General features: G+C 53.0%; 30 protein-coding genes and 1 tRNA gene. 2 read left to right on the top strand and 29 right to left on the bottom strand.

Annotated features, from left to right (window positions below; genetic code table 11):
• Positions 1-47 precede the first annotated feature (47 nt).
• The 3 genes from V6E55_RS09430 to V6E55_RS09420 all read right to left on the bottom strand — a co-directional run bounded on the left by V6E55_RS09430 (position 48) and on the right by V6E55_RS09420 (position 1,766).
• Positions 48-824: an ORF6N domain-containing protein gene (locus V6E55_RS09430; RefSeq protein ID WP_316942690.1), complete on the bottom strand. Its 777-nt coding sequence runs from the start codon at positions 822-824 to the stop codon at positions 48-50.
• Positions 825-892: 68 nt separating this feature from the next.
• Positions 893-1,606, bottom strand: a complete 714-nt coding sequence (locus V6E55_RS09425) for a P22AR C-terminal domain-containing protein (protein ID WP_057056275.1) — start codon at positions 1,604-1,606, stop codon at positions 893-895.
• Entirely contained in the window at positions 1,596-1,766 is a 171-nt protein-coding gene (locus V6E55_RS09420) for an Arc family DNA-binding protein (RefSeq protein WP_316942689.1), read from the bottom strand. The genes V6E55_RS09425 and V6E55_RS09420 overlap by 11 nt, the downstream gene beginning before the upstream one ends.
• Positions 1,767-1,865: 99 nt before the next feature.
• Between V6E55_RS09420 and V6E55_RS09415 the strand changes: the two genes are divergently transcribed.
• Positions 1,866-2,288: an Arc family DNA-binding protein gene (locus tag V6E55_RS09415; protein ID WP_316942688.1), complete on the top strand. Its 423-nt coding sequence runs from the start codon at positions 1,866-1,868 to the stop codon at positions 2,286-2,288.
• A 101-nt stretch (positions 2,289-2,389) separates the two neighbouring features.
• Here the strand turns inward: V6E55_RS09415 and V6E55_RS09410 are convergent, their stop codons facing one another.
• From V6E55_RS09410 to V6E55_RS09350, 13 genes are all read right to left on the bottom strand, one after another.
• Complete coding sequence (locus tag V6E55_RS09410; protein WP_410493444.1) at positions 2,390-2,905, bottom strand: zinc ribbon domain-containing protein; 516 nt, start codon at positions 2,903-2,905, stop codon at positions 2,390-2,392.
• Between the two features lie 73 nt (positions 2,906-2,978).
• On the bottom strand, positions 2,979-6,224 hold the full coding sequence (locus V6E55_RS09405) for a phage tail tape measure protein (protein ID WP_316942687.1): 3,246 nt from the start codon (positions 6,222-6,224) through the stop codon (positions 2,979-2,981).
• Positions 6,224-6,466 carry a DUF1799 domain-containing protein gene (locus tag V6E55_RS09400; RefSeq protein ID WP_316942744.1) on the bottom strand — a complete coding sequence of 81 codons (243 nt, stop codon included), beginning with the start codon at positions 6,464-6,466 and terminating at the stop codon, positions 6,224-6,226. Before V6E55_RS09400 ends, V6E55_RS09405 begins: the two co-directional genes overlap by 1 nt.
• Before the next feature lie 62 nt (positions 6,467-6,528).
• Positions 6,529-6,867, bottom strand: coding sequence for a phage tail assembly chaperone (locus V6E55_RS09395; RefSeq protein ID WP_193971383.1), 339 nt, complete (start codon positions 6,865-6,867; stop codon positions 6,529-6,531).
• 64 nt (positions 6,868-6,931) lie between these two features.
• Positions 6,932-7,720 carry a hypothetical protein gene (locus tag V6E55_RS09390; RefSeq protein ID WP_316942686.1) on the bottom strand — a complete coding sequence of 263 codons (789 nt, stop codon included), beginning with the start codon at positions 7,718-7,720 and terminating at the stop codon, positions 6,932-6,934.
• Positions 7,721-7,861: 141 nt separating this feature from the next.
• The gene (locus tag V6E55_RS09385; RefSeq protein ID WP_316942685.1) at positions 7,862-8,794 is read right to left on the bottom strand and encodes a phage tail tube protein; all 933 of its coding nucleotides are present in this window, start codon (positions 8,792-8,794) and stop codon (positions 7,862-7,864) included.
• Between the two features lie 46 nt (positions 8,795-8,840).
• Positions 8,841-9,287, bottom strand: a complete 447-nt coding sequence (locus V6E55_RS09380; protein WP_316942684.1) for a DUF4128 domain-containing protein — start codon at positions 9,285-9,287, stop codon at positions 8,841-8,843.
• Positions 9,277-9,876, bottom strand: coding sequence for a hypothetical protein (locus V6E55_RS09375; RefSeq protein WP_316942683.1), 600 nt, complete (start codon positions 9,874-9,876; stop codon positions 9,277-9,279). The genes V6E55_RS09380 and V6E55_RS09375 overlap by 11 nt, the downstream gene beginning before the upstream one ends.
• Positions 9,877-9,878: 2 nt before the next feature.
• Positions 9,879-10,232 carry a hypothetical protein gene (locus V6E55_RS09370; RefSeq protein ID WP_316942682.1) on the bottom strand — a complete coding sequence of 118 codons (354 nt, stop codon included), beginning with the start codon at positions 10,230-10,232 and terminating at the stop codon, positions 9,879-9,881.
• 1 nt (position 10,233) lies between these two features.
• Positions 10,234-10,716 carry a DnaT-like ssDNA-binding protein gene (locus V6E55_RS09365; protein ID WP_217188980.1) on the bottom strand — a complete coding sequence of 161 codons (483 nt, stop codon included), beginning with the start codon at positions 10,714-10,716 and terminating at the stop codon, positions 10,234-10,236.
• Between the two features lie 13 nt (positions 10,717-10,729).
• Positions 10,730-11,095: a Gp49 family protein gene (locus V6E55_RS09360; protein ID WP_316942681.1), complete on the bottom strand. Its 366-nt coding sequence runs from the start codon at positions 11,093-11,095 to the stop codon at positions 10,730-10,732.
• 2 nt (positions 11,096-11,097) lie between these two features.
• Positions 11,098-11,298, bottom strand: coding sequence for a hypothetical protein (locus V6E55_RS09355; RefSeq protein ID WP_316942680.1), 201 nt, complete (start codon positions 11,296-11,298; stop codon positions 11,098-11,100).
• Between the two features lie 38 nt (positions 11,299-11,336).
• Positions 11,337-12,470 carry a P22 phage major capsid protein family protein gene (locus V6E55_RS09350; RefSeq protein ID WP_080471902.1) on the bottom strand — a complete coding sequence of 378 codons (1,134 nt, stop codon included), beginning with the start codon at positions 12,468-12,470 and terminating at the stop codon, positions 11,337-11,339.
• Positions 12,471-12,580: 110 nt separating this feature from the next.
• On the opposite strand from V6E55_RS09350, the gene V6E55_RS09345 reads away from it, so the two are divergent.
• Positions 12,581-13,321 (top strand): hypothetical protein, encoded by a 741-nt coding sequence (locus tag V6E55_RS09345; RefSeq protein ID WP_127341149.1) that lies wholly within the window; start codon positions 12,581-12,583, stop codon positions 13,319-13,321.
• Here V6E55_RS09345 and V6E55_RS09340 read toward each other — a convergent pair.
• The 13 genes from V6E55_RS09340 to V6E55_RS09280 all read right to left on the bottom strand — a co-directional run.
• Positions 13,318-14,070, bottom strand: a complete 753-nt coding sequence (locus V6E55_RS09340) for a DUF6651 domain-containing protein (RefSeq protein ID WP_316942679.1) — start codon at positions 14,068-14,070, stop codon at positions 13,318-13,320. The genes V6E55_RS09345 and V6E55_RS09340 overlap by 4 nt on opposite strands.
• A 128-nt stretch (positions 14,071-14,198) precedes the next feature.
• Positions 14,199-14,663, bottom strand: coding sequence for a DUF2829 domain-containing protein (locus V6E55_RS09335; protein ID WP_310834705.1), 465 nt, complete (start codon positions 14,661-14,663; stop codon positions 14,199-14,201).
• Between the two features lie 19 nt (positions 14,664-14,682).
• Positions 14,683-15,786, bottom strand: coding sequence for a hypothetical protein (locus tag V6E55_RS09330; RefSeq protein WP_316942677.1), 1,104 nt, complete (start codon positions 15,784-15,786; stop codon positions 14,683-14,685).
• Between the two features lies 1 nt (position 15,787).
• Positions 15,788-17,191, bottom strand: coding sequence for a DUF4055 domain-containing protein (locus tag V6E55_RS09325; protein ID WP_316942676.1), 1,404 nt, complete (start codon positions 17,189-17,191; stop codon positions 15,788-15,790).
• 4 nt (positions 17,192-17,195) lie between these two features.
• Complete coding sequence (locus tag V6E55_RS09320; protein WP_316942675.1) at positions 17,196-18,500, bottom strand: terminase large subunit domain-containing protein; 1,305 nt, start codon at positions 18,498-18,500, stop codon at positions 17,196-17,198.
• A complete protein-coding gene (locus V6E55_RS09315) occupies positions 18,478-19,467 on the bottom strand; it encodes a terminase small subunit (RefSeq protein WP_316942674.1) in 990 nt (329 codons plus the stop codon). The genes V6E55_RS09320 and V6E55_RS09315 overlap by 23 nt, the downstream gene beginning before the upstream one ends.
• 5 nt (positions 19,468-19,472) lie before the next feature.
• Complete coding sequence (locus V6E55_RS09310) at positions 19,473-19,844, bottom strand: hypothetical protein (RefSeq protein WP_316942673.1); 372 nt, start codon at positions 19,842-19,844, stop codon at positions 19,473-19,475.
• Between the two features lie 100 nt (positions 19,845-19,944).
• A complete protein-coding gene (locus V6E55_RS09305; RefSeq protein WP_199991756.1) occupies positions 19,945-20,229 on the bottom strand; it encodes an Acb2/Tad1 domain-containing protein in 285 nt (94 codons plus the stop codon).
• Positions 20,230-20,238: 9 nt separating this feature from the next.
• Positions 20,239-20,712, bottom strand: a complete 474-nt coding sequence (locus V6E55_RS09300; RefSeq protein WP_058660799.1) for a lysis protein — start codon at positions 20,710-20,712, stop codon at positions 20,239-20,241.
• Entirely contained in the window at positions 20,709-21,149 is a 441-nt protein-coding gene (locus tag V6E55_RS09295) for a lysozyme (RefSeq protein WP_316942671.1), read from the bottom strand. Before V6E55_RS09295 ends, V6E55_RS09300 begins: the two co-directional genes overlap by 4 nt.
• A complete protein-coding gene (locus V6E55_RS09290) occupies positions 21,136-21,441 on the bottom strand; it encodes a phage holin family protein (RefSeq protein ID WP_122008274.1) in 306 nt (101 codons plus the stop codon). The genes V6E55_RS09295 and V6E55_RS09290 overlap by 14 nt, the downstream gene beginning before the upstream one ends.
• Before the next feature lie 518 nt (positions 21,442-21,959).
• Positions 21,960-22,035 (bottom strand) — tRNA-Arg (locus V6E55_RS09285).
• Positions 22,036-22,046: 11 nt separating this feature from the next.
• Positions 22,047-22,337, bottom strand: a 291-nt coding sequence (locus tag V6E55_RS09280; protein WP_316942670.1) for an HNH endonuclease, incomplete at its 5' end; no start/stop codon positions are given.

The following is a 22,337-nucleotide window of genomic DNA, read 5'->3' as shown; positions in this document are numbered from 1 at the left end:
TTTACTCCATAAAAAACCCGCCGAAGCGGGTTTGTATTTGACTGCGTTTAGAATAACTTCCGAAGATCGACGCCGTACACTGCAAGCCATGCCGCGCGAGGCCAGGACTTGACGCTACCGAAGCGCGGGTCATCTACGTCGTGAGGGGTTGCATCATTCTCCCGGCACCATTTACGAAGCGGCTGCCATTTAAATTTCTGACCGAGTTTTTTCTCTACCGGGATAATGGCAGCAAAGTTCTTACCTTCCCCTACCCGTTCAGCCAGTTTGTTTTTGGCTCTCACAGCTGCTGAAGCAGTAGCCATCGCGGTAACTTCTCGTTTTTCAGAGATCCAAAGTTTTTCTTTTACCGCCCGGTCACGCTGCTCTGTGATGATGCGATTTTCCTTTACCTTTGACAGCAGATCTTCCAGTGCTGCTTCATAGGTAAGTGGGATGCCAGCAGAGGCAGCGGGACGAAAATACGAGTCCTCAAGACATTCGAAGAAAGACCAAGCCTCGTCAGTGTCGACAATCTTAGACATGCGGGCAGCGCCCTTCTCTGTCCAGAGAGTGAGTATTCTTGCGCGTTTACCAACTAACTCGCTTGAAGATAGTCTGTTCTTAAGCTCCTTTAAATCGGCTCCCTTAAGGGTAAAGAAGTGGACCCCCTCAATAAAACGAGATTCATTTCGAATGTGGTTTTGTTGGATACGGATAGTATCAGTGCCATAACCTGAAGCCAGAGTTTCAGTAGTAACAACACGTAACCCCTTCCATTTAATTACCGGCAGCGGCTGGGGATCGACAATTCGCTCTTGAACTGCTAAATTTAATGACGTCATTAGTTGGATCCTTCTGACAAGTTTCAATGGAAGCCGGCAGCTCGTAACTGTCGGCTTTTCTATTTGCATCACTGCAAAATTCCTTTCCCGTATGAGAAGACGTTTTTCCAGTCACTATCTCCCCATGGTTGTTCTTTGATGTGATCTGTTTCGCGCTTAAGAATGGCGCGAGCCTTATTGATCCCCCGGTTGTAATTTGTGCCAATAGAGCTAAATCGAGGAACCAGTCGATGCTCGGCAACTAACAGTAGAGGATGTACTTCGCGGCAAGCCTCATACATCACCGCAGCTGAACGCCAAAGATATGCGAGGGTGCATAATTCATCGTCCGTAAACTGCTTAGCGATTGGCGAGCGCTGAATTTCTCTGTCAAGAATGTCCAGAACCCAGCGGCGGAATTCTTTGGCCTTCGGGGTGGTAGCGAACATCGCGACAAGATGAGCGCCACGAAGCGAAAAAACGCGAACCGGAATATCAACAGCACCAGTCTTTCTAACGACACTCATTTTGAGGGTCGTTGACATATGTTCCGTAAATTCATCGTGATACCTACTGAATATTTGGGTAACGGCATCTGACTTTTTGTAACCGAGCGCCGCTGCTAACTCAGATGAAGTGAGCCATGTTTCACCAGCGTGTGATACCGGGTGAAACTCTGTCTGCTGGAAAGTTAATTCATTGTTCTGTACACTGTTCATGTCATCATTCCTACGGTGGTATGTTGGCAAAGAAGCCCGGTTCGTGTCCCCACACTGCCGGGTTTCGTCTTTTTTACTGACCATTAGCGCGATCCTCACGCAGGCTTTTAGCCAAGCGCTGCACAATTGCAGAGTTAATAGAAATTCCATCCATTTCCGCCATGCGGCGAATCTCTTCCTTCATGTTTTCAGGTAAACGCAATTGAAAGCTGGAACTTTTTCTCTCTGTATATAACGTATCCATATCAATTCCCATTAGTCATGTCACGGTGACATGATATCACTGTGACTCAATTTACGGATGATGTCAATGTGATAGCATCTGGAAAACTTTGAGGTGCTTATGACAGAAAAACAGGTCCGTGATTACGACAAATTTATGCTCCGATTCCCGGATGGGATGCGTGATGCCATTGCAGAGCGTGCTAAAGCTAACGGCAGGTCGATGAACTCAGAAATAGTTCAAATACTGCAAGATGCCCTCGATGGCGGGTTTAGTCTTCAAATGGATACCGAGTTTGGAAAGGTTTACAACGAACTGATTACAAGCGAAGTTAAGACCATGCATGACTTTGATAAAAACAACCAACGAATTGATTGGTTAATTGAGCAACTCGTATGGAAAATTGATAGTGATGGCGCAAAGTTACGTGAATTAATGAATCTAAAAAAAATATCGACAAGCCAGGTAGCACAACAAGTGGTACAGAAAGCTGATTATCCTTCGCCAGTAACCATGAATGATAAAAAAGATAAAAAAAAATAAAATTATGATACAAACTTTTATCATGCGATAAATTAAACCCACCTGAATGGGCTATATGTCTGCTATGGATGTAAAAAGCCCCTCCAAGGAGGGGCTGATTTTTAACTCGCGCGAATAATATCGGTGTAATAATTCAAAAACTCACCCTTCATCTGGGGAGGCAGCCCTTTCGCAATTGACTGAATCTGGTTGTCATGCTTTTTGATTAGCCCATCCCCCTCAAGCCCATTGGCGGAAGACAAAATTTCGCAAGCTAAATCAGCTACGGCTCCACGATTTAATTCAGGCACACCATCCTCGACAGTATAATAACGGGAGGCTATCAAAAATTCTGATGGTAACGATTTTGTTTTGTGCAAATCGCTACCACAGTGTTTGCATTTTATAGCCTCTTTCTTTACAAGCTCGGCACAGTATGGGCATCTCCTCATGTCATTTTCGGAGATCTGCCTTTCCTCAATATCCCGCGCGTCACCGCTTATTAAAAGAACGTGTATGATGGCAACTATAAATAACAAGCAGCCATACAGCCACCAAGCGCCGAATGAACGCCCCTTACTCTTAGCAATGGCGGCAGGTATCAGCCCCAAAAATGCCGCTAGAATGAAAAGCTCCACTATCACCCCCTCAATTATTATGGTGTTAGCATAATAATTGAGGGATGTGAGAATGTAACGCAACTCGATGATATTACTTTTTCACAAAGCGGCCACCAATCGCTCCATCATCTCTGATTGCTCTGACGATGCCTTCTTGAACATATTGCTTCATACGCTCAGCCAGTGCGCGAGCAGCCGCGTCACCACCCCCGCTGGTATTTGCAGTCGCATTACCTTTGTTATCGACATAAATATCAACGTTGATTTGATGTCCGGAACCACCACCGCCCTGTGCCCTGACCCCAAGACGTCCAGCAGAGTCACGCGTAAGGGGCATAATCGCCTCAGCGCCAGCCTCAGCAAAAACACCGCCTTTAGCAAACTTCGACGCGCCCTGGAAGGAGAAGTATTGCGGGGAATCATAGACACCGTTCACATATTTACTGAGACCTGGAGAGTCATAGACTCCGCCTTTAGCATTACGGATGGGACCTTGAAAATCGGGACTGCCGATACCACCGCCTTGAGGGTTAGTTTTTGCCGAACCACTTATCCACCCCATCGCTGCCTGAATCGCATAAGCCACAAGTAGCTGATTAACTACCTGGGCAATCATTTTGAGCATTGATGTGGTAAACGATTTAAAACTGGCTGTACCGGTTGTCACCAGGTCTGTCAGCATATCGGAAATGCCACCAAACGCTGAACCAGCCGCATTGCGCATTGCCTCATATGTGTTTGTGGCCGTATCCACATAATCAGCCCATCCGCGTTTTGCACCAGCCTGCCAGTCACTTCGGAGTTCGTCCTCTTTGCGGTATGTTTCCTCCTGCTCTGCGAGAACCTTTTTCTGGGCGTCAGGGTTAAAGGCATAGGATTCAGTCAACCGCTGGCGCGTCGCCTCTCTTTCTGCCTCCCGGGCGGACAATCCTTTAGCTGCCGCAGCAATTTCCGCTTGCTTAGCTGCCTGCTGCTGAGCAAATTTTGTTGCCTGATCGTCGAGTGTATTCAGCTTTTGCTGCCGAGCGGCCTGATCGCCTAACTCAGCATTAATGCGGGCCTGCGTGCGCAGCTTTTCCTGATTAGCCAGTAATGACTTTTCATCCAGAGTAAGGGCGCGCCCCTTAGGGTCATTCTGGATTTGTGTGAGGATGGTTATTTTGGATTCCAGCTCCCACTGTTGCTTACGCTGCTGGCTAATCACATCGTTGATATCACGATGTTCCTGGAGCGTTTTTAGCTGCGCTTGCAGAGCTAAAGTCTCAGCATTGTAAGTGTCGGTTGAGCGATCACCAGCAGACACCTTAACAGCTGGAGTTTTGGGTGTTTTATCCGGATGAAACTGCTTGTTAATCGCGTCGACAGCCTGCTGGCGTTGCGCCGCACTCCAGTCGCCGGGCGAGGCCGCGACATTTTTCCAAAGTTCAGACAGGGCCTTGCTTCGCTTTTCCTGCCAGGTCGCAGATTGTTCAAGGATGCGATTGCGATAAATCAGCGCATTTGTACGCTTATTATCAGCATCGGCTGCCTGCTTTTCAGACTCATTAATTTCCTTTTGAGTGGAGACTTCTTTTTGCTTTAAGCTGATCTGTTCCTTCAGCGTTGCGATGGCCGCCAGTTGAGCCTTGCGTCGTGAGTCATACTCCTGGTCGCTACTGCTCGTATCGTAGCTGTAGCCATAACCCATTCGCTGCCGCTCAGGTAAAAGCGCTTTCTCTTTGGTCGCCAAATCAGCCTGCATGCGCTTGAGCATGTCGTCTGGTGCTTCTGGCCTGCCAATGTTCAGCAGTTCATCCCACATGCCTTTAAGCGAACTTCTGACGCTATTGGCTGCACGCTCGACCAGTCCAAGATTATTGATTATCTGCTGACTGCGGCTCTGCTCTGCCTGGCTATATGCTTTGGCTGCGGCCTCTGCTGCACCTTCTTTATCCCCGCGACGCTCGAGCGAAGCAATGTAATCGTACTGCGCGGAAGTGAGGTAATGCAGCGTGGAGTTAAGATCCTCCGATGCCTTTGTGGGATTGGCATAAAGCTTCTGGAAGTTCTTAATCGTGGCATCGACCGATTGCCCGGTAGCCTCCTCCATCGCCATCGCAGCGCGAGTAACCGATTCAAGCTGACTGGTTTTAAACGTGCCTGCGCCAACGACCTGTGCAAGGGTTCGCGCCGCATCTCCTACCTCTCCGGAAGCACCGCCAATCTTTTGCGCCATTTCCGACAACTGACCTGCATACTGCGCCGAGTAGTTCCCCGTGAGAATGAGCTGACGATTAAACTCAGTAGCTTCCTGCGAACCTTTGTACCAGGCTGTTGCAAGCACGCCCACACCAATGGTCAGAGCTGCAATGCCAAGCGTAACCGGGTTGAGGAACCCCGCCACAGCGCCCACTTTACTGATGTTTTCCGATGCTTCAGCAACCCCATTAATGCTTTCAGTTACATCATCTAGGCTGGCTGACGATTCATCCGCACCTTTCTTAACATCACCATCAAACCCAAACAATGCGTCCCGCAAAGCCTGGAGCATTGGGCCTAATCCACCAAAAGAATCCTTAATTTGCCCGCCTTGCTGGAGCAAGATCAGGAAAGGGGATTGGCCTCCAGCCAGCTGTGTCGCGATATCGGTGAACTGCGCCGGCAGAGTGCGCAGCGCGGCGCTGTACTGTCCCACGGAAATACCTGCACGGCGTGCGGCGGCTTCCTGTCGGGATAGCGCATCAGGCAGCACGTCAGCGACACCAGAGAGGCGCTCACGCGTCTGGTTGAGGATGGTGTTGAAATGTTCGAACTGGGTGCCGTTAATGCGCCCTGCTTCGAAATGGGCTACCAGCTGTGCGTGCTGTTCATCCAGTGAGTTGAACGCACGGATTGTCGGGTCGATGGATCCAAGAAGGTTCTTTAACGCTGTGGACTGCTTCTCTGCCGCCTGAGTAGCGGCTAATTCGGCCTGAGCACGCGCCGCGGCTTCTCCGGTGTCGGTCAGCTTAAGGCGGGTGTCATCCAGGATTTTGTTGTAAGCCTGGAAGGTATCGGTATCCAGGAAACCTTTGGCCTGGAATTTCCGCAGCGATTCTTGCTGCTCATCCAGGCGGTTTAAGGCCTTGGTAACCGGGTCGATATTCTCCAGCAGCCCTTTGAGCGCGTTCTGCTGCTCCTTGAGTCCTTCGCTGCCTTGCTTCGCAGATTCTGCGCCAGCGCGAAACACGCTATTCAGATCATCTGCTTTATCTACGGCACCGGCCGCCGCCTGGCCGAGTTTATCCAGTTCGTTGCTGGCTGTTTTCAGGTCAGAAACATCGGCCCGCAAAGTAATCGAGGCGATCTGGTCTGTCATTATTTCGTCTCCTTATGCATTACCTTGAGAGCTTCGCTTTCCATAATTTGAAGGTCAGCCATGCAGGCCGCCGCATCCTCAACCCCGTGTAACTCGAACATCCAGGGGAGAACGTTGTAATCAAGGCCGGTCGCCCCGCTCGCGCCGACTCGCCACTGGGTCGCCATGGAAGAGAAGATGGTGAAAGACTTCCACACAGAGGGCAGGATCCCCACCTCTTCCTCCACGTCCTCAGGCGTCAAACCAAAAGCGCTCAGCTCCGCGAGAGTCGGCCCCGGCGTGTACAACGCTGCGGCGACCTGCCTCAGTTTTTTTCGCGGATACCCATCAGCTCTTTGGTGTAGGCCAGACCGATGCTGTCGAACGCGCGTGGATAGTTTCGCAGAAGGACAATAACGTTTTCGCGGTTGAAATCATCGGGAAGCGCCCACCCCTCGACAATTTCCATGAGGTAGTCGGCCTGCGGCTCGATAGCATCCTTTTTACCTTCGGCGGCCTTTTGCAGCTTCTCATCCATGGAGCGCAGCTCTTCCAGCGTCTTATGGCGGAAAGTGAACGTCAGCTTGCCGTCTTCGGCGCCAGCGCGCGGGATGCTGGCGGTCACGGAAAACGTAGGGTTGGGGATCAGTGAAAATTTAGACATTTCGTTTCCTTAGAAAAGAAAAACCCGCCGTAGCTGGTCTTTAATATGTGGTGGAAGGCATTTATCAGCGATGCAACATATTGTGAATAGCACCACCAGGTCTGAGTGCATTAGCAATGGCATCATTCACCACTTGGTTAATGCTTTCCGTAATAGCAGCCTGAGTAGATGCCAGTTGCGCCATCTCCGCGTATTGCCTGGCAAGTGATGCTTTCGCCGCTTCAATAGTGGCGTTAGCCACCTGCTTGACTTGCTCCCTGTGGGTGGGCTCACTGCTTTCACTAACTCCATCTGTCACTTTGAAACGGTCAGCCCTGAACTCCACCGACTGCTGCTCGTCGCCAGTTGGTTTCTCAACGAACTGACCGCTTTCACGAACGGCTGCAATAACAGCTTCTCGCATCTCATCAGAGAGCTTGATCGAATGTGATAACGGATTGATACCGACATTGAAACCCTCTAAATGAGTGTTGTTCAACGCTCTAATTCTTTCGCATGCAGCCTCTGATAGTGGTTCCATCAAGCATTGGTCGCTGGCGGCAGTTAAGTGGATATTGCCTTGTAGAGTGGTGTTATTAATGAACGTCTCCCCCGCTCCAATCTGAAAATCCGCTTTCTTGCCGAAGCGACTTTCCACCAGGTAACTGATTGCGAACTCTTGCCCTGCAGGTGTGAGAAAGTTGAAATAATGCTCACCAGCGAACGGCGTTACCGTATCTTGCGTCACCACATAACCCAGTTCACGCAATTCGGCAGCGCCAGACTTTGATGGCAAATCGCCATCCACCAGCGCGCCACGGAAGAAAAGCGCATGCAGGACATAGCCAGCAGCGCCGGAAAGCTCTTTGCTCATGGTTGTTTCCTTTTAGATGTGAGCCTGTCGCACGGGAAGACCGCCCGATAAAGCGGAATGCCCCAGGCTCACGACTGAAAGTTATCGTTAGGCTGCGCGTGCGATGCGCATAAAAAAGCCCGGCGTACCGGGCCTGATTGGTTAGCTGATCGTGACAGTACACGCAGCCGAGGTGATGGTTTTGCCCGCGGCGTCGGTGACTTCACAGGTGTAAACGCCAGCATCACCGGATGCCACAGACGAAATGTTGAACGTCGATGCGGTTTTGCCCGGAATAGCGGTGCTGCCTTTTTTCCAAACGTAGGTGTAAGGTGCTGAGCCGCCCTTCATTACCACCGCCAGATCCAGCGCTGCACCTGTGGCAACCGACTTGGTTGACGGCAGGTCGGTCAGGAACGCCAGCGGCGTCACGGATGAATCGGCGATCGGGTAAATTTGCATGTCCGATTCGAAGTTCATACGCGCTTCGTTGCTCTCAACGGCGTTAATTTCGGTACGCGGCACGCGCTGGAAGGAAACCTTGGCAGAGTAATAACGATCCGCCTTGCCGCGTGGGTTATGGAACCAGACCGCGGTGGTATCGCTGGAGTCATCCAGGTAAATGAGGCGTTTGTAGATCGCCAGTTGAGGGTCATGCGCAAAGGTGTAAACCTGAACCACCGCGTTTTTAAACGTTGGGATGGTTCGCGCTTTGTCATCTTCCAGGAACTGCACGCTGATGGTCTGCTGGTCACCACCTTCAGTTGATAGTGTCATCACCTGCGGCATCGTGATCCACGTGTCGATTTTACGCAGCGTGCCCGCGCCAGTGCCTGCCGGGAATTTGGTGGTGTCAGAGGTATCGAACGAATCCAGCACGATTTTGGTACCGGCTACGGATTTAACGCGCAGCACCATATTATCGAGTTTTAGCCAGCCGGAGCTCACCTGCACTACGTCGCCCGCCAGGATGCCAGCGGCAGATGCAACAGTCAGTTCGCATTCAGTAGCGTTAGAGGCAGCGGTAAAGGTGATGGGGGCCTGATAGGCCTTGGCCACGTTCACACGCGAGCCGTTAGGGATTGCGAATGCCATAGCACTCTCCTGAATTTAGGTAATAAAAAACCCGCCAGACGGCGGGTCAGTAATCAGCGCGGTACTGCATGCTGACGGGAGTTGTGAAAGTGATGGAGCCGCTAGAACCGTTATGGCTCGCCGTTCGGTCCTGAATCGGCTGGCGCACCTGCGGCGGTCCGTTTATGTAAACCGTCAGGTCACCTTCCACCAGCGGCAGTCCTTCCGGAAAGGCGTCAGCGACAGACTTAGCCAACCCTCTGGCCTGATTCACGCCACTACCAGCAGGAGCGATGATGTTGAGCTGAAGAATGCCCTGGTACGTACGCAACTGGCCTTCCAGATCCTGCCCCACAGTTTGCGCCGGCAGAACGTAAACACGCCCGTAAGGCGCATTATCGGGGGGAGTGAACGCGATGTTCGGCCAGGCCACTGGCAGCCCGAGCGAGGAGCAGATAACCGCGACGCGACCTTCCAGCAGGTCAGCGATACGCATTGACTGGTCACCGGCCATTGCGCACCTCGCTCATTGCTTCGCGGAACATCTGCGCGGCGTCCAGCGCAGTGATGCCGACCATGCCGCCGGGTGCCTGACCTGAATGCCCGTTCTCCAGCGCTACCGCATAAGGCATGTTATTGGTGAAGTAAATCGAGCTGACCTGGCCCACTCTGAATACCTCAAGCACCGCCATGCCACGGGAATTTGAGCCCTGGCCGGAAGCATCTGGTGTATCGTTTGACTGAGTCGGCTGGCTGTCGAAACCCACATACCAGTTGTTTTTGAACCGCCCGCCGACATAGCCGTCTGGCTTTTTGATGTCCATCGAGTCGTTTACGCGCAGGCCGCGTCTAAGCCGTCCTGATTTGGTCAGGTTGGCCGGATCATCACGCAGGGCTGCGTTATGTTCCCGCACCGCAGTGTTGTACGCCGTCGCAGTCTGGTTGACTTGCCAGATCTCAGGCTGCCCGACGGGCGACATATCCACCAGCCTCCCGAGTATTTTAATGCCCGTCCGGCGCACCGCCTCGTCAATATCCTGCTTTGAGCCATCAACGAACAGCTGAATAGCAGCCAGAAACGGCTGATTAACAGTTTCGGCCATCGTTACGCCCTCAGTTGGATGTTGTAGGAAATCAGCACATCTGCGGGCTTAACCGGATTCGGCTGCACCACACGCCACTTTTTGCCGTCTATTTCAATGCGGTCATCAATGCGCACTTCCGTTTCGAATGTGGCCGCCAGCTTCTTATCGCCGGTGGCGATCATGGAGCCGTCGATTTCTCGGGAGGAGTATTCGGTGATAACTCCGGTGACGGTCGCGGTAATTGCCGGGGTGGTGACCTCTTTCCCGAACTGATCGCGGGTGGTAGTACCTCCGCGAGTCAGTTGGTAGGCTTTGCCGTTCTCCGTCAGCAGCCGCGTTGCCGTGGCGCGCATGCGGCGATAGTCGATTGGCATATCACCCCCTTTCGATACGGATCTGATTGCCGCCCACCACCAGCCCGCGCAGCGAGGAATAGAACCAGGGGAATGATGGAGTGGCCTTATTCGTTCCCGGCTCGTACTGCACAGAGACGGCCCCCTGTACGCTCTCAGCTATGACCGCGCCGCCACCGGAGACCGACGGCGTGAGATCAATCTCCTGCGACTCGATAGCCAGGCGGCATTGGGCATCAATCAGGCGCTGTGGAATAGCATCATCCGGCAGGTCCACGCCATCGAAGCGTACGCCGGAGCGCGGCCATGACAGCGGCTGCGACGTGCTGGAGCGCTGACCTCGCCATTGTTGCCCTTCCAGATAGTCCATCGCCTGCATCAATAACATGCCGCACTCGCCGTCATCGGCAGGAACGGTATACCCGCGCCCCGCCGCGAACGCACGCAGGTCAGCAACGCTGGCGTAACTGTTGAAGCTAGGAACATGAGGATCCGCATTAATCATCTCAGCTCTCCGCTCAGGCTTCGGAAAGCTTCTGCTTCAGCAGGTAGCCTTCCAGCATCCAGATTTTGTTGACCGCATTTTCGCGGGCAATCTTGCGGCCGATTTCAGCGTCGAAATTATCCGGGCTGGCGCAAGCACTTTCACCAGTAACAGAGAAGCCGTTTTTGAGATGCAGAACACAGAAGGTCAACGTTTTAAGACTGTCGTGGTAGCCGGTAAGGCGCGTCAGTTCGTCTTGTTGGCGGATGTTATGCAACACACCATCCTCTGCAGTGAAGTAATATTCACCATCGATAACGCTTTCGATGTGCTGATGGGTTACACGCGGCGCGGTCAGCCCTTTGGCCTGAATTTCCTGCTCGATGTCTTTGTCGCTCACGATTACTCCTCCAGACGCCAGTCCAGCGCCAGCCAGTTATCCACTTCGTCAGGGTGAACCTCAGCGCTCAGCGGGCCGTCGGGGAACTCCGTGGTATCTCGCACCATAGCCACCAGCTCAATACCTGTTTGTTCAGCGCCGTTCTGCGCGGCAAGCTTTTCCGCTTCACGCTGAGCGCGCTGCTCTTTGGTTAATCCGGCCATTGGGCCTCCTGAAAAACAAAGGGGCCGAAGCCCCTGGGTTAACCCATGATGATGGCGGAATGACGTGGCGCCACAGCAGCCACACCCCACGCCAGACCCACTTCATAACGCACCTGACGGTACTGGCGGTACAGCGCCACCTGGAAGGTGATGCCAGATACCGGGTCGGTCACATTCATGACGTCATCAGCAGTATCGCCACCTTCAGGCATCGCCGGGGTACGACTGGCCAGCAGGAATGCCCCGCGGTCAAACGCCATGTTCGGAACGAATTCGCTCAACACGGTGACATCAGCCTGATCTGCCAGATCCTGACGGAGGCCCGGCGCGCTAATAGTGATAGTGGAAGACGTAGCCGCAACGACCAGATACTGATTGTCATCACCGGCAAACTTCACCGCAGTCCCTGCAGCAATACCTCCGGTGCCGGCAGAGATAGCGATGATGATATCGCCCTCTTTCTTTGCGCCATTGACCTTATAGCCAGCAGCAGCGCTTTTCGCGGTACGCTTGATGCTGAAGGATTCGTGGAGGTTGAAGCCCATGATGCGACCGATAACACCTTCACGCAGCAGCTGGTCGGTTCCCGCTTCGTTCGCTTTGAAGAGGACAGCCTGCTTACCACGGATGGATGCCATCGCTTCGCCACCCAGCACCATACGCAAATCGGTAGTCGGCGCACCGTTATCGGTCAGGATTTGACGCGCCAACGCAGCATCAGTCAGATCGTCTTTGATGCTGAACGGGGTATTCTTCGGCGCGCCAACAGCTCTGGAGGAGTTGAGGTACAGCGCAGCGAGGTCTGCATCAACTTCGTTCGCCAGCGCACGGAAAGCCTGCTTGAACTGGTCAGCCAGGATAGTGTTGTAGGTACCAGCCGGGCCCAGAGCCAATTGCTCTTCACCATTCCATTTCACCGGGGCCATTTTGGATTTGGTGATTTTGACATCCACACCACCGATGGTCTGGTCGCCAGAATTAGGCGCTGAAGGACCAGGGACAATATCTTCAGTGGTGGCTGCAGGTGCGACTGGCGCACGTACGGTCTGGTCTTTTGCAGCAGCATCTGCTTTCGCGTCACGCGCCACCGCAGGAATAAAACCAGTTTGCTCGCGGGACACTACGTCCAGCGCGGTATAGATGGTCGGGATTAAATTTGTGAGAGTATTCACTAGATTGTCCTTATGATTCAATGGATTGATATTTGCTCTATCCAGAGCTTGCGCCGCACCTCTTCCAAGGATAAGCTAGGTATTACATCTGTTATAAATGGTAATCAAAATTGAAAAAATGTCTGATTGATGGCTGTGATCGCGATGCTGATTCAAAGGCGCATGGTAAAAAAGGATATTGCTCGGCCCATTACCAGCGCATCCGAATTTATGGTGATGCGATGACGTACAAAAAGATCGCAAAACCTTTTGAATTTAAAAAATGTTTGGTTGAGGACTGCGAAAGAAGCGCGAACCGTACTAATGGCGGTAAACGTGGATATTGCTCAATGCACTATCTGCGAGTTAAACGATCTGGAGACCCTTTGGTTGTTAAACAGACTCCATCACCTGCAAAAGACTTTATTGAAACGCATAAAGATTATGATTCTGATGAATGTTTAATCTGGCCTTTCCACCGAGATAAAAAAGACGGCTACGGGCGCATTCATGAATCAGGAACTGAGCGGCTAATAACCGCCTCAAGGGCAATGTGTATCGCTGCCCATGGTGAGCCACCAACCCAACGCCATGAATCTGCTCACAGTTGTGGTAAAGGACATGAAGGATGTGTTAATCCACGACACCTTTACTGGGCAACCCCAGAGGAAAATCAGGGCGACAGAGTCCTGCACGGCACATCAAATAGAGGCGAGGCTCAATGGAATCACAAGCTAACTGTTGAGCAAGTGCGGGAGATCAGGAAACTTATAGACTCCCACACATTGCGAGAATTAGCTGATATGTACTCAGTATCAACCAGAGCTATTCACAGCATAAAAACCAGAAAAACATGGGCGTGGCTCGATTAATCGACGATGCTGACGCCGTCTTTCAGCGCTGCTTGCTTGCCAGCGTTATCCAGGGAATCAAACGCACCGCGTTTCATGGTTTTCTGCCCGGTCTGGTGCTGCGACTGGTGAGAACCGCCGCCGCTGTTACCGGACGCTTTGAGGATGTAATCTTTCTGCGGATGCGACTCGATCAGTGACTCCAGCGCTTCTTCGAAGCTAGCCAGCTCGCCAGGCTTGGTGCGAGAGAACACCTTATTGCCCTGACCGTCGAAGGCCACGACCTTGCCGTCTTCGATTTTGAAGTTCTGCCCGAAGTACGAACGCACGAACTCAGCCGGGATCGCCATCTTCTCGGAGATGAATTTGGAGCCACCAAAGCGGCCGCCGATCATCTCGTCGTAGAGTTGAGTTTCCAGTTGCTGGGTCTTGCTGTTCGCCTCTTCGAGTTGCTGTTGGAATACCTTGGTAATCTCCGCCTTTACCTGGTCAACGGCACCAGCATCGATCAGTTTTTTCTGGTCGATTTTGGTCATCATTTCCAGGGCTTCGAGCGCCTTGGCCGGGTCGGTGATGCCAGAGAATTTCGCGAGATTGGCTTCCGCCGCTTCCTTAGCTTCACGGTGAGTTTTCGCCTCACCATTCAGGGAGGTGATTTTGGTCATCGCTGCGACCGCATCGAACGGGATTTCTTTGCCATCATCATGGATGTACACAGGCATACCGTTTTCAACGACCACATTTCCGTTAGCATCAAGTTTCAGTTTCATTGTTTTTGCTCCAGCCTTCCGGCCATACGTAATGGGTCATCCGACCCGGTCACCGCGTCGCATCCGCTCAGCGGCAGGCATAAAAAAGGCCGCTCGGAGGCGACCTGCTAAAACGATAAGTAACTGGTTTAGATAATCTGCCAGTCATCAGCTAAGACGTCGGTTTGGCTTGGTGCCCAAGGCACGCGAGCGCCATTTGGGTATGGCATAGCACCATTGCATGGCACCGGATAAATTAAACGAATGTACGGCAGGTCCACAGATGGCGACTGCTGGACCAGCTCAAGCCACAGGCCCTTGCCGTTCCAGCCTGCCCGGGTGACACGCTTTCCTGATTTCAGAGCCTCGACAGCCAATCCGAAGCTAAGGCCCGATACTGGTCGGTAGGCTTTGTCGAACACCTCTTTTGGACTCCAGCTCACATACCCATTAAAGCGCTCGGTATTTGGCTTTCCGCCATCCAGATACTCGACGAGATAGCCTTCATCGCTGCCATTTTCATCACCTGGCAACTGCCAGCCGCGAAAATCGTTATAAGCCTGACGGTTCATCGGGTAAGCATTGATAATCTTCACGCCAATATGTTGAGTCATTGGTTTTTACCTTTATCAGTTATTCGAACGCCGACGCATCCACGCGGCGCAGTTCGTCCAGAGTCATGAACTCACCTTTATCGGTGAACATTTCCGGCACCGTTATTTTGCCGTCACGTAGCATCATGGCGCGGGTAACACCCAGCACCTGCTCCTGTCGCGCGTATGACTGCCGCGTAAGCCAGTCGGCATAACTGGTATGCGCTGGGATTTGGCCGTCCATGCTCGCCCTAGTTGCGATGCTCAGCTCGCCAGAGGCTATCTGCATCTCTTCCCACGACTTCGTGAGCAGGATTTCGCAGGACCTGCATAGAAAATGGATTTTTCCCGGCCCGCGTAGGTAGGGAATTTCATGCCCCAGCGGTTTGCCGTCCAGAGAGTAAAGCTTGCGGTCGCGGATAATGCACCACTGGCTGGTATGAGTGTCCAGCGTTGAGGACCACTGTTTGGCCTTTACGATATCGCTGTTGCCCTGTGCGAACTCCTGACGCGCAGTAGCGGCCATGTGATTTACAGCCGTGCGGGTCACCACCGCCAGGTCGCGCCTGGAGGCGTTGATCACCCCATCTTCACGATTGAGTTTCGGCGTTCCGGCAACGCGTTTAACGATCTGATCTACCGTTTCACCCTGAAGGAAACCGGTGCGCACAGCGTTGGTGATTTTATCCAGCCGATCCGTTTCAAGCTTCTGGCCCCACTCTTTCAGCAATCTCCCCTGAAAAGGTTGCGCCACCGCAGAGGCGTAGACCTGCTCTGGAGCAATGCTTTGCAGCGGGACGTGCTTAAGCACCTGGCCGGGAATGAGGCTGCTGAACAGGTCAAACTGATACCCGGTCTCATAATCAGCGTAGCGCGTAAGTTCACGCGCCAGCGCATCAATTACCGGCTCATAGGCCTGTTGGTTCAGTTCACGCACACCAGCCAGCAGCGAAGTCAGGCGGCGAGCGCTGTAGGTGTCGGCACGCTTGCCGTCCAGCAGCACCAGCAGTTTTGCAGCAAGGTCAGCATCCAGCCTGTTCAGCAACGACACCATGCGCCGGGCGACGCCAGTACCGTAGCGGTTCACATAAAGCCCGTGCGCTATGGTTTCGTCCTGAAGCCTGTCATTGACGGAACGGGCCATATCACACCTCGTCCGGCGGCAGCTCTGTCAGCGAGGCCGATTCAGCCAGCAACTCGTTCAATACCTTGTCGGGGTCTGCATCGGCATCAATCAGACTGAGCTTTTGCAGCGCCTTAATGGCATCGATACGGCGGAGGTCGCCACCCTGGCGAAGTGACTGAATAGCCAGCGCCGCAGGCGGGTTAAACTCTTTCGACTCGACATCCAGCTCGGTGCGGACATCTACGTTGCCGCCTTCCTTCTCGCCGATGTACTCAGCCATGATTTGCAGGATGTTGTCGATCGCATCTTCAAGGCTGGTAGCCATGGTGTAGAGCGGTGACTGCTCCTGCATTTTCTCTTCGGAGGTCTGGTCTACCGATTTGGTAGAAGTGTTTTCCGTACGCAGCAACTTCGCGCCAGCCTGGCGCATCTGCTCCACAAGTTCTGCCAGCGACTCTTTACCAGCACCGATGGAGGAGCCTGTATGCTCGACGTATTCCAGACCCTGCTTTTGCCGATCAGTGAACGACGTAGCTGAAGACGAGCCAATTATCAGCTCTTGCCCCTCTTCCAAACCGAACACCGTGAGCAACGGCACCCTGGCGACGTGCAGAATGTTGTCCTGCTCGCTCTGGCTCTGCCAATGCTTGATGTTCAGCAGGGCCATGTTGAGCAGTGGCGGTGATCCGCACATAAACCCGGTGCGCTTGGTGTAGAGCGTGACCAGAGTGATATCCTGGCGGGATGTCTGCCACTCCTCGAATAGCGCCCAGTTCGCGGCACCGTCAGCATCTTTGGCCTTGCGGTAAATTTCCACCTTTCCAGGTGTCAGGTACCGTATTTGCTCGACCTTGGTCTGACCGAAGTCGTCGCCGTCTTCGACCACAACCTCTTTGATACGCAGCGCAGTCAGCACCACTTTGCCGTCCACCATTTTCGACTTCCAGCCAATTACCTGGCGTGGATTGAGCATGGTGACATAGGGGCGCGCGCCGGTAGCTTTCTCTTCAGCTTTGGTTTTCACCTTTTCGGTGTCCACCCTGGGATAATCCACCAGCGCGTGGGAGAGGCCATACTGCATCGCCAGACCGAAGAATGCCTGCGCCCATACGTCCAGGCGCGTCCCCTCAAGGTCGAAGTTTTTCGCATACTCTCGCAGCTGATCAGGCACATTCTCGGCAAGCTTAATGGGCTCGGCGAATACACGCCCGATGTTTTGCTTAATGGTCTCTTCGTAGGCTGGCAGAAGCGTGGCCACGGCGAGGCGTTTTTTGTAGTCCTCTTTGTCTTCTTTCGGCCAGCGCGGGAGATATGCCTCGCCCAGTTGTCGCATATAGAGCGTGCCGCCCATCAGGGCATCGTTGATATCCCACGCCTCGACCATGTTCCCATAGTCCAGATTGGGTGTTGAGATGTCAGGCATGGAGTTACATCCGTAGTTGAGTGACTTTTCCGGTGGGCTTGATGATCGGGAATTGCTTCACGATGAAATAGCCACCAGCATCGTTTGGGTGATCGTTGTCGGCTGATTTATCCGGCTCGCCGTTTGCCGCCCATACCTGCTGTTCAAGGCTGTCTGTATAGACCGGGCAACGAGCAACGTTAACTTTGTAGCGGCGCTCACCGTTGCCGTTGCAGAACATGGCATTCATGGAGTTAATGCGATCCTTTACCGGCGGGTTGGCGGCGTTCACCACCACGCTGAATCCTGCCTGCTTGAGCTGCGCAATATCGGTGGCGCTGGCGTTATTGGACTTACGTGAATCGCCGGAAGCATCCGGATAGACGTAAATCTGCCTGGTGGCAACATAGCGCCCGTCCTCGTAGCGCCAGAACTCTTCCTGGATACGCTTTATCATGGCTGGCGTGTCATAAACTTTTATCAATTCTCGTACCGCGCGCGGCTCGCCATTGCGAAGCACGTGGACGATGGCCGCCATTTTGCCAACGTTAAAGTCCATGCCGATATAGAGCGGCTCGCCTGCCTGCTCTTCATCGGTACAGTTATTCAGACGTCTATCGAACTGGTGATAGATAGTGCCGCTGGTCAGGTTTGTAAAACGCCCCCTAAGGTACGCCTTAATTAGCTCCGGCGGGTAGGAGTTCATCAGCGACGGGATGTAATCCGGCGGCAGGTTCTTCGCGTTGTCGAACGTACTGGCCTGAATCAGCCCATACAGAGCAGAAAGCTCAGGCTTTTCACGCACCGCTTTCACGAATTGCTGGTAAACGAACTTGAAGCCCTCCGGCGTAGTCGTGACGTCGATACCGTTACGCAGACCATCAACTTTGTAACGCATACGAGCGATGATTTTTCGCCAGGCCTGCTGCGCTTTAGCAGCCGCCATGACGTCCAGCTCATCCACCATCGCGTTACCGATTTTAAAACCGACTATCGATCCGGGCTTCTCCATCGAGCGGCAGATTGTGGTCCCGCGATACCGACGCCCCTCATAGAAGTGAACCTCTTTGTTCCCCTCATTGATTTTGACGCTCAGCCCCCAGTCAAAGGCCACCTCTTCGATCGTGGGGTAGAAGATGTCACGAATCTGCGGGTACGTCGGCGCGAAATAACCCTGGTTGATTTTCGGGTGTTCCCACATCCCCTTACAGATGCCGCCACAACCTACCCACGTCTTGCCGGAACCGAACCCGGCAACGTAGGCTTTGAATTTGTGCTGCATCGCGAGGAAACGCGCCTGAGGAATGTTAAGTGTCGGGCTGATCCCCATCTTCTGCCCTCGCGTCCACTACGTTGATATTGATTGCAACTGGCGTTGGTTCGTCATCATCACCATCACCGGCCAGCTCTTTGCGGAGTTTCTCAACCTCCAGCTGCCGGCGGTCGATTTCGATCTGCTGGAGGCGCTGCGCGAATTCGCTATCTGCCAGGCCAAGCCGCTTCATAACGGCTTCATACATGCGCTCGCGGCTGATTGCCGTTATCTCAACGCCATTCTTCCCAAGCTTGACGCCGGAATAAGCCAAAGCAGCATCAGGGGAAAGTTTCCGGGTGTCTGCGAAGTAAGGCTGCCCTACTCCGTCGCCATTGCAGCGCGGGCATTCAGGGTTAGGCTCTCGGTTGTGGTCATAGCCATACCCGCCGGGGTCTTCCGGTTGCTTAGCACCTTCCTTGCCCTCGATTTTCGCGACTGCCTCGTCAAACTCCACGGCATCACGCCACTGATAATGGTGGCCAAAGCCCCAGCAATAGCGACAAGCTCCGCGACGGTACTGTGAAAGCTGATTTGCATCGAAGGTGGCGAGCTGCCACATCTGCGCGAGGACTTCATCGGCACTGCCAAGCGTGCGCGCAATGGAGGCTTTCTGCTGCTGCGCAATGGCCTGCGCAACGTTAGGATTCGTTATAAGCTGACGACCGTAATTTGGGTCACTATAACCAGCGCGTGAAGCGGCGGCGGTGGCGTTGTTGTCCTTAAGGTATTCAGCAATAAAGCGCTTTACCTTCGCGCTTAGCTGTATGTCCACCAACTCTTCTGCGCTTTGTTCTTTCTGCGCAGTGCGCATTTTTTTCTGCGCAGGTTTTTGCGCAGTTTGCGCAGAAGGTTTTTTGATATATCGACGGGCGGTAGCGTAGTTCAGTCCCTGCGCTTCACACCATTCTTTTGGTGATACGCCGGTTGCGGCATGTTCGGACAGGAACCGTTGCTGAAGCTCGCCCCAGTCCGGTTTTGCCATATTGTTTATTCCTGTTTGAGGTATGGCAGGAAGTGGCTGAACATGCGATCCAGCATGTAGCAGTACGTTTCGTTGGCATCTTCCGGCCTTGTTGTCACGCCGACATCAGAGCAAACGTAAAAGCATACGTGAGCGCATTCATGAACGAGCGTGGATATCTGGTTATCGAATACTCCAATCAGGTAGCAACGCTCTCCCGTATCGGTGTTTTCATAGTTGCTTGCCATTCCAGAGTTAAACGGCCTCTCATCTCCGCTGCCGCCAAGGAATTTATCAGCGTGCTGAAACTGTTCTCTGGTTGTTGCGAGGTAGACATGCGCACTTTGAAACAGCGGAATGGTGAATGCCGGAAGTCTGTGCCATTTGGCCTTTGCCATATCTCGCTCCGTCATTATCCGTTGCAGGGGTTATTTTTTATTTATCCGCTGTAGGTGATATCCATTATCGAAGCCCCTCAGTGAAGAGCTTCTGTAATGGCTAGCAATCGGCATCTGGACGCGCTACAGCACGACAGGCCCACATGCAGGCTTCCTGCATTTTGGTGCGTGCAATGGCGAGACAGCGCAGAGATTCTGCACGTTCAGTTTCAGCCTGACTGCCGCGCTCTACAACCTCAGCAGATGCAACTTCACGCTCTGTATCTAGCAGGCTGCAAAAATGACGACTGACACCTTTGAAGCGGTTCATTCGTTCAATATCACCCGGAGTTAACGTGCGATAGCCCTTTACGGTGCTACCATCTTGCGGTTTTGCTTCGCTCATAAATCCTCTTTAATTAAGACACTGCTCTTTGATGTAGTCCTGCATGCCGCGAATCATTTTGTCAGCGGTTGCGATTCCGTCTCTGTGATCGAAATAATTCCGTCGAGCGTCTGGAGTAAGTTCGGGGGTTCCTGCATCATCCACGCCGGTGGCGGAGGTGGCTTTTGGCACTCCAGGGCAGGTGGCGGCGATTTGCAGCCGACGCTTACCAGCGACAACATCAGCACGAAGCCTGTCATTTTCAGCTTTCGCATCAGCTAACTCCTTCGTGTATTTGGCATCCAGTGCAGCGACATCTCGCTGGCGCACCTGCATGTCTTTGATGGTAGCGTGAGCCAGGCTGAGTTTCTCAGTGGCTTTGTCGCGCTGGTCTTTGTAGGTGATGGCGTTGTCGCGGTAGTGGTTGACGAAGAACGCCAGCACGCCTATTACAGCCACCACAATCAGTTGCAGCCAGTAACGCTTAACCAGTGCACCAATCACGACAGGAACAGAGCGCGATCCGCCTCACGCCGACGGGTCAGCCCATTCAGGACTTTGCCACCAGCTTTATTCCAGCGCAGGAACTCATCGGCAGCGCCAGCGTAATCACCGGCGTTAAGTTTTCGCAGAAGAGTCGATGTCGACAATGAACGGGCGCCGAGGTTGTACGTGAACGACACCAGGGCATCAAATTGCCCCTGAGTCAGGCCGACTTTAACCAGGCGGGAAACGTCGCTTTCGTAGCTGACCAGCCCAGTCTTCAGCAATCGCTCTGCCGTTTCCTGCTTGATAGTCATCCCGGCGCGGATTGGTTTCCCGTCGACAGGCAGAGTCCAGCCATAGCCTATCGTCCAGACGCCGACGCTGTCCTGGTAGGCGGTGAGTTTGCAGCCTTCGAACTGCTTGATCAGGGCAATGCCTTTATCACTGGTTTGCATTCTTCATCCCCGTCAGGCGTTCCCAGAAGTACGTCAGCGCTACAGAGCCCATCGCCCCGCTGATACCAGACGTAACCAGAATCATGTAAAGGCTCAGCCCGCTCTCAACGCTGATCAGTCCACCAATGAGACCGGTAAAGCCGGACACTGCAATTTGCGCCAGCGCATTGATCCAGCTCCATGTGGCTTTGTTCTGCTTAACGTCAATAAGGTATCGGACAAGGCCGCCCCAGCATGACAGAGCAAGGACTATCAGCCATGACACTCCGGCAATGCTTTCTTTATCTTGCATACGTTTAGCCATATCACCTCAGAAAGAACGGGGTGCTGTTTGTGTAGTGGGGAAAGGCCGTCAGACACGATAGCTACGGGGCATCTGGAATTGATTGTCTGCGGCCTGAAATAAAAAAGCCCGCGACAGGCGGGCAATATGGGGGTAAGGCAATGTCGGCTCGATGGCCGAAGGGTCCCAGGTAGTGGGTTTTGTTTGTGGTGGCCGGCGCTGATCTCCGGCTTTCCTTCATTTCGATGAGAAACACTTCGGCGTATTGCTAGTTTCACTCTCATCAGGTTGCGTTACAGAAGGTACACCTTGGCGGCCATCGCATCAGCCTGCGCATTCACCACAACGGACAGAGCACTCATGACTCGCATCATGTGGCGCAACCCCACGGCAGGGAGCCGAACCCTACAAATGCTATTTCCTGTTGTGCACTCCGTTTCGTGGAGCGGACGGCATAACGTATTCGCGAATTCGGTTATGCACCTGATGCAAGATAAAGCCGCCGAGATGACGACTTGTTTTGCTGATGGCTCGCCTGGCTGGATTCGAACCAGCGACCAACCGCTTAGAAGGCGGTTGCTCTTTCCTCTGAGCTACAGGCAAATCATTGAAATCTATTTACCAGGCTGCGCCTGATGCTTATCAAGCATTTCTTTTATCCACGCTTGCAGGACTGACTTATCTCTGCCGCTCGAATAAAATATCTTCCCGTTGATGCCTACCGTGGCATCATATCGACCGCTTTTTCTCAGGTGAATATTCCCCTTGCTTTTTCCAGCCATACCAACTCTTTTGTATGGCTTCCTGTTCCTTGCTTGCAAGTATTTGTCAGCAAGTCGCAAGTTTGATATTTCATTGTTTCCTGGATTTCTATCAATGTGATCGATAGTCATGCCTTGCGGTAT

The organism is Enterobacter sp. 342 (genome assembly GCF_036663495.1).
Classification (GTDB): Bacteria; Pseudomonadota; Gammaproteobacteria; order Enterobacterales; family Enterobacteriaceae; genus Enterobacter.
Note: the sequence above shows the minus strand (reverse complement) of the source record. Positions and strands in the feature narration are given on the sequence as shown.

What these genes read in the sequence shown, in the direction of transcription:
- V6E55_RS09405 (WP_316942687.1), bottom strand. Translation starts at nt 6,224, where the DNA reads ATGACAGACCAGATCGCCTCGATTACTTTGCGGGCCGATGTTTCTGAC.
- V6E55_RS09310 (WP_316942673.1), bottom strand. Translation starts at nt 19,844, where the DNA reads ATGGCAAAGGCCAAATGGCACAGACTTCCGGCATTCACCATTCCGCTG.
- V6E55_RS09395 (WP_193971383.1), bottom strand. Translation starts at nt 6,867, where the DNA reads ATGTCTAAATTTTCACTGATCCCCAACCCTACGTTTTCCGTGACCGCC.
- V6E55_RS09290 (WP_122008274.1), bottom strand. Translation starts at nt 21,441, where the DNA reads ATGCAAGATAAAGAAAGCATTGCCGGAGTGTCATGGCTGATAGTCCTT.
- V6E55_RS09295 (WP_316942671.1), bottom strand. Translation starts at nt 21,149, where the DNA reads ATGCAAACCAGTGATAAAGGCATTGCCCTGATCAAGCAGTTCGAAGGC.
- V6E55_RS09325 (WP_316942676.1), bottom strand. Translation starts at nt 17,191, where the DNA reads ATGCCTGACATCTCAACACCCAATCTGGACTATGGGAACATGGTCGAG.
- V6E55_RS09375 (WP_316942683.1), bottom strand. Translation starts at nt 9,876, where the DNA reads ATGGCCGAAACTGTTAATCAGCCGTTTCTGGCTGCTATTCAGCTGTTC.
- V6E55_RS09420 (WP_316942689.1), bottom strand. Translation starts at nt 1,766, where the DNA reads ATGGATACGTTATATACAGAGAGAAAAAGTTCCAGCTTTCAATTGCGT.
- V6E55_RS09380 (WP_316942684.1), bottom strand. Translation starts at nt 9,287, where the DNA reads ATGGCCGGTGACCAGTCAATGCGTATCGCTGACCTGCTGGAAGGTCGC.
- V6E55_RS09305 (WP_199991756.1), bottom strand. Translation starts at nt 20,229, where the DNA reads ATGAGCGAAGCAAAACCGCAAGATGGTAGCACCGTAAAGGGCTATCGC.
- V6E55_RS09385 (WP_316942685.1), bottom strand. Translation starts at nt 8,794, where the DNA reads ATGGCATTCGCAATCCCTAACGGCTCGCGTGTGAACGTGGCCAAGGCC.
- V6E55_RS09370 (WP_316942682.1), bottom strand. Translation starts at nt 10,232, where the DNA reads ATGCCAATCGACTATCGCCGCATGCGCGCCACGGCAACGCGGCTGCTG.
- V6E55_RS09315 (WP_316942674.1), bottom strand. Translation starts at nt 19,467, where the DNA reads ATGGCAAAACCGGACTGGGGCGAGCTTCAGCAACGGTTCCTGTCCGAA.
- V6E55_RS09430 (WP_316942690.1), bottom strand. Translation starts at nt 824, where the DNA reads ATGACGTCATTAAATTTAGCAGTTCAAGAGCGAATTGTCGATCCCCAG.
- V6E55_RS09365 (WP_217188980.1), bottom strand. Translation starts at nt 10,716, where the DNA reads ATGATTAATGCGGATCCTCATGTTCCTAGCTTCAACAGTTACGCCAGC.
- V6E55_RS09340 (WP_316942679.1), bottom strand. Translation starts at nt 14,070, where the DNA reads ATGAAACTGAAACTTGATGCTAACGGAAATGTGGTCGTTGAAAACGGT.
- V6E55_RS09415 (WP_316942688.1), top strand. Translation starts at nt 1,866, where the DNA reads ATGACAGAAAAACAGGTCCGTGATTACGACAAATTTATGCTCCGATTC.
- V6E55_RS09330 (WP_316942677.1), bottom strand. Translation starts at nt 15,786, where the DNA reads ATGGCCCGTTCCGTCAATGACAGGCTTCAGGACGAAACCATAGCGCAC.
- V6E55_RS09425 (WP_057056275.1), bottom strand. Translation starts at nt 1,606, where the DNA reads ATGGTCAGTAAAAAAGACGAAACCCGGCAGTGTGGGGACACGAACCGG.
- V6E55_RS09335 (WP_310834705.1), bottom strand. Translation starts at nt 14,663, where the DNA reads ATGACTCAACATATTGGCGTGAAGATTATCAATGCTTACCCGATGAAC.
- V6E55_RS09355 (WP_316942680.1), bottom strand. Translation starts at nt 11,298, where the DNA reads ATGGCCGGATTAACCAAAGAGCAGCGCGCTCAGCGTGAAGCGGAAAAG.
- V6E55_RS09320 (WP_316942675.1), bottom strand. Translation starts at nt 18,500, where the DNA reads ATGGGGATCAGCCCGACACTTAACATTCCTCAGGCGCGTTTCCTCGCG.
- V6E55_RS09390 (WP_316942686.1), bottom strand. Translation starts at nt 7,720, where the DNA reads ATGAGCAAAGAGCTTTCCGGCGCTGCTGGCTATGTCCTGCATGCGCTT.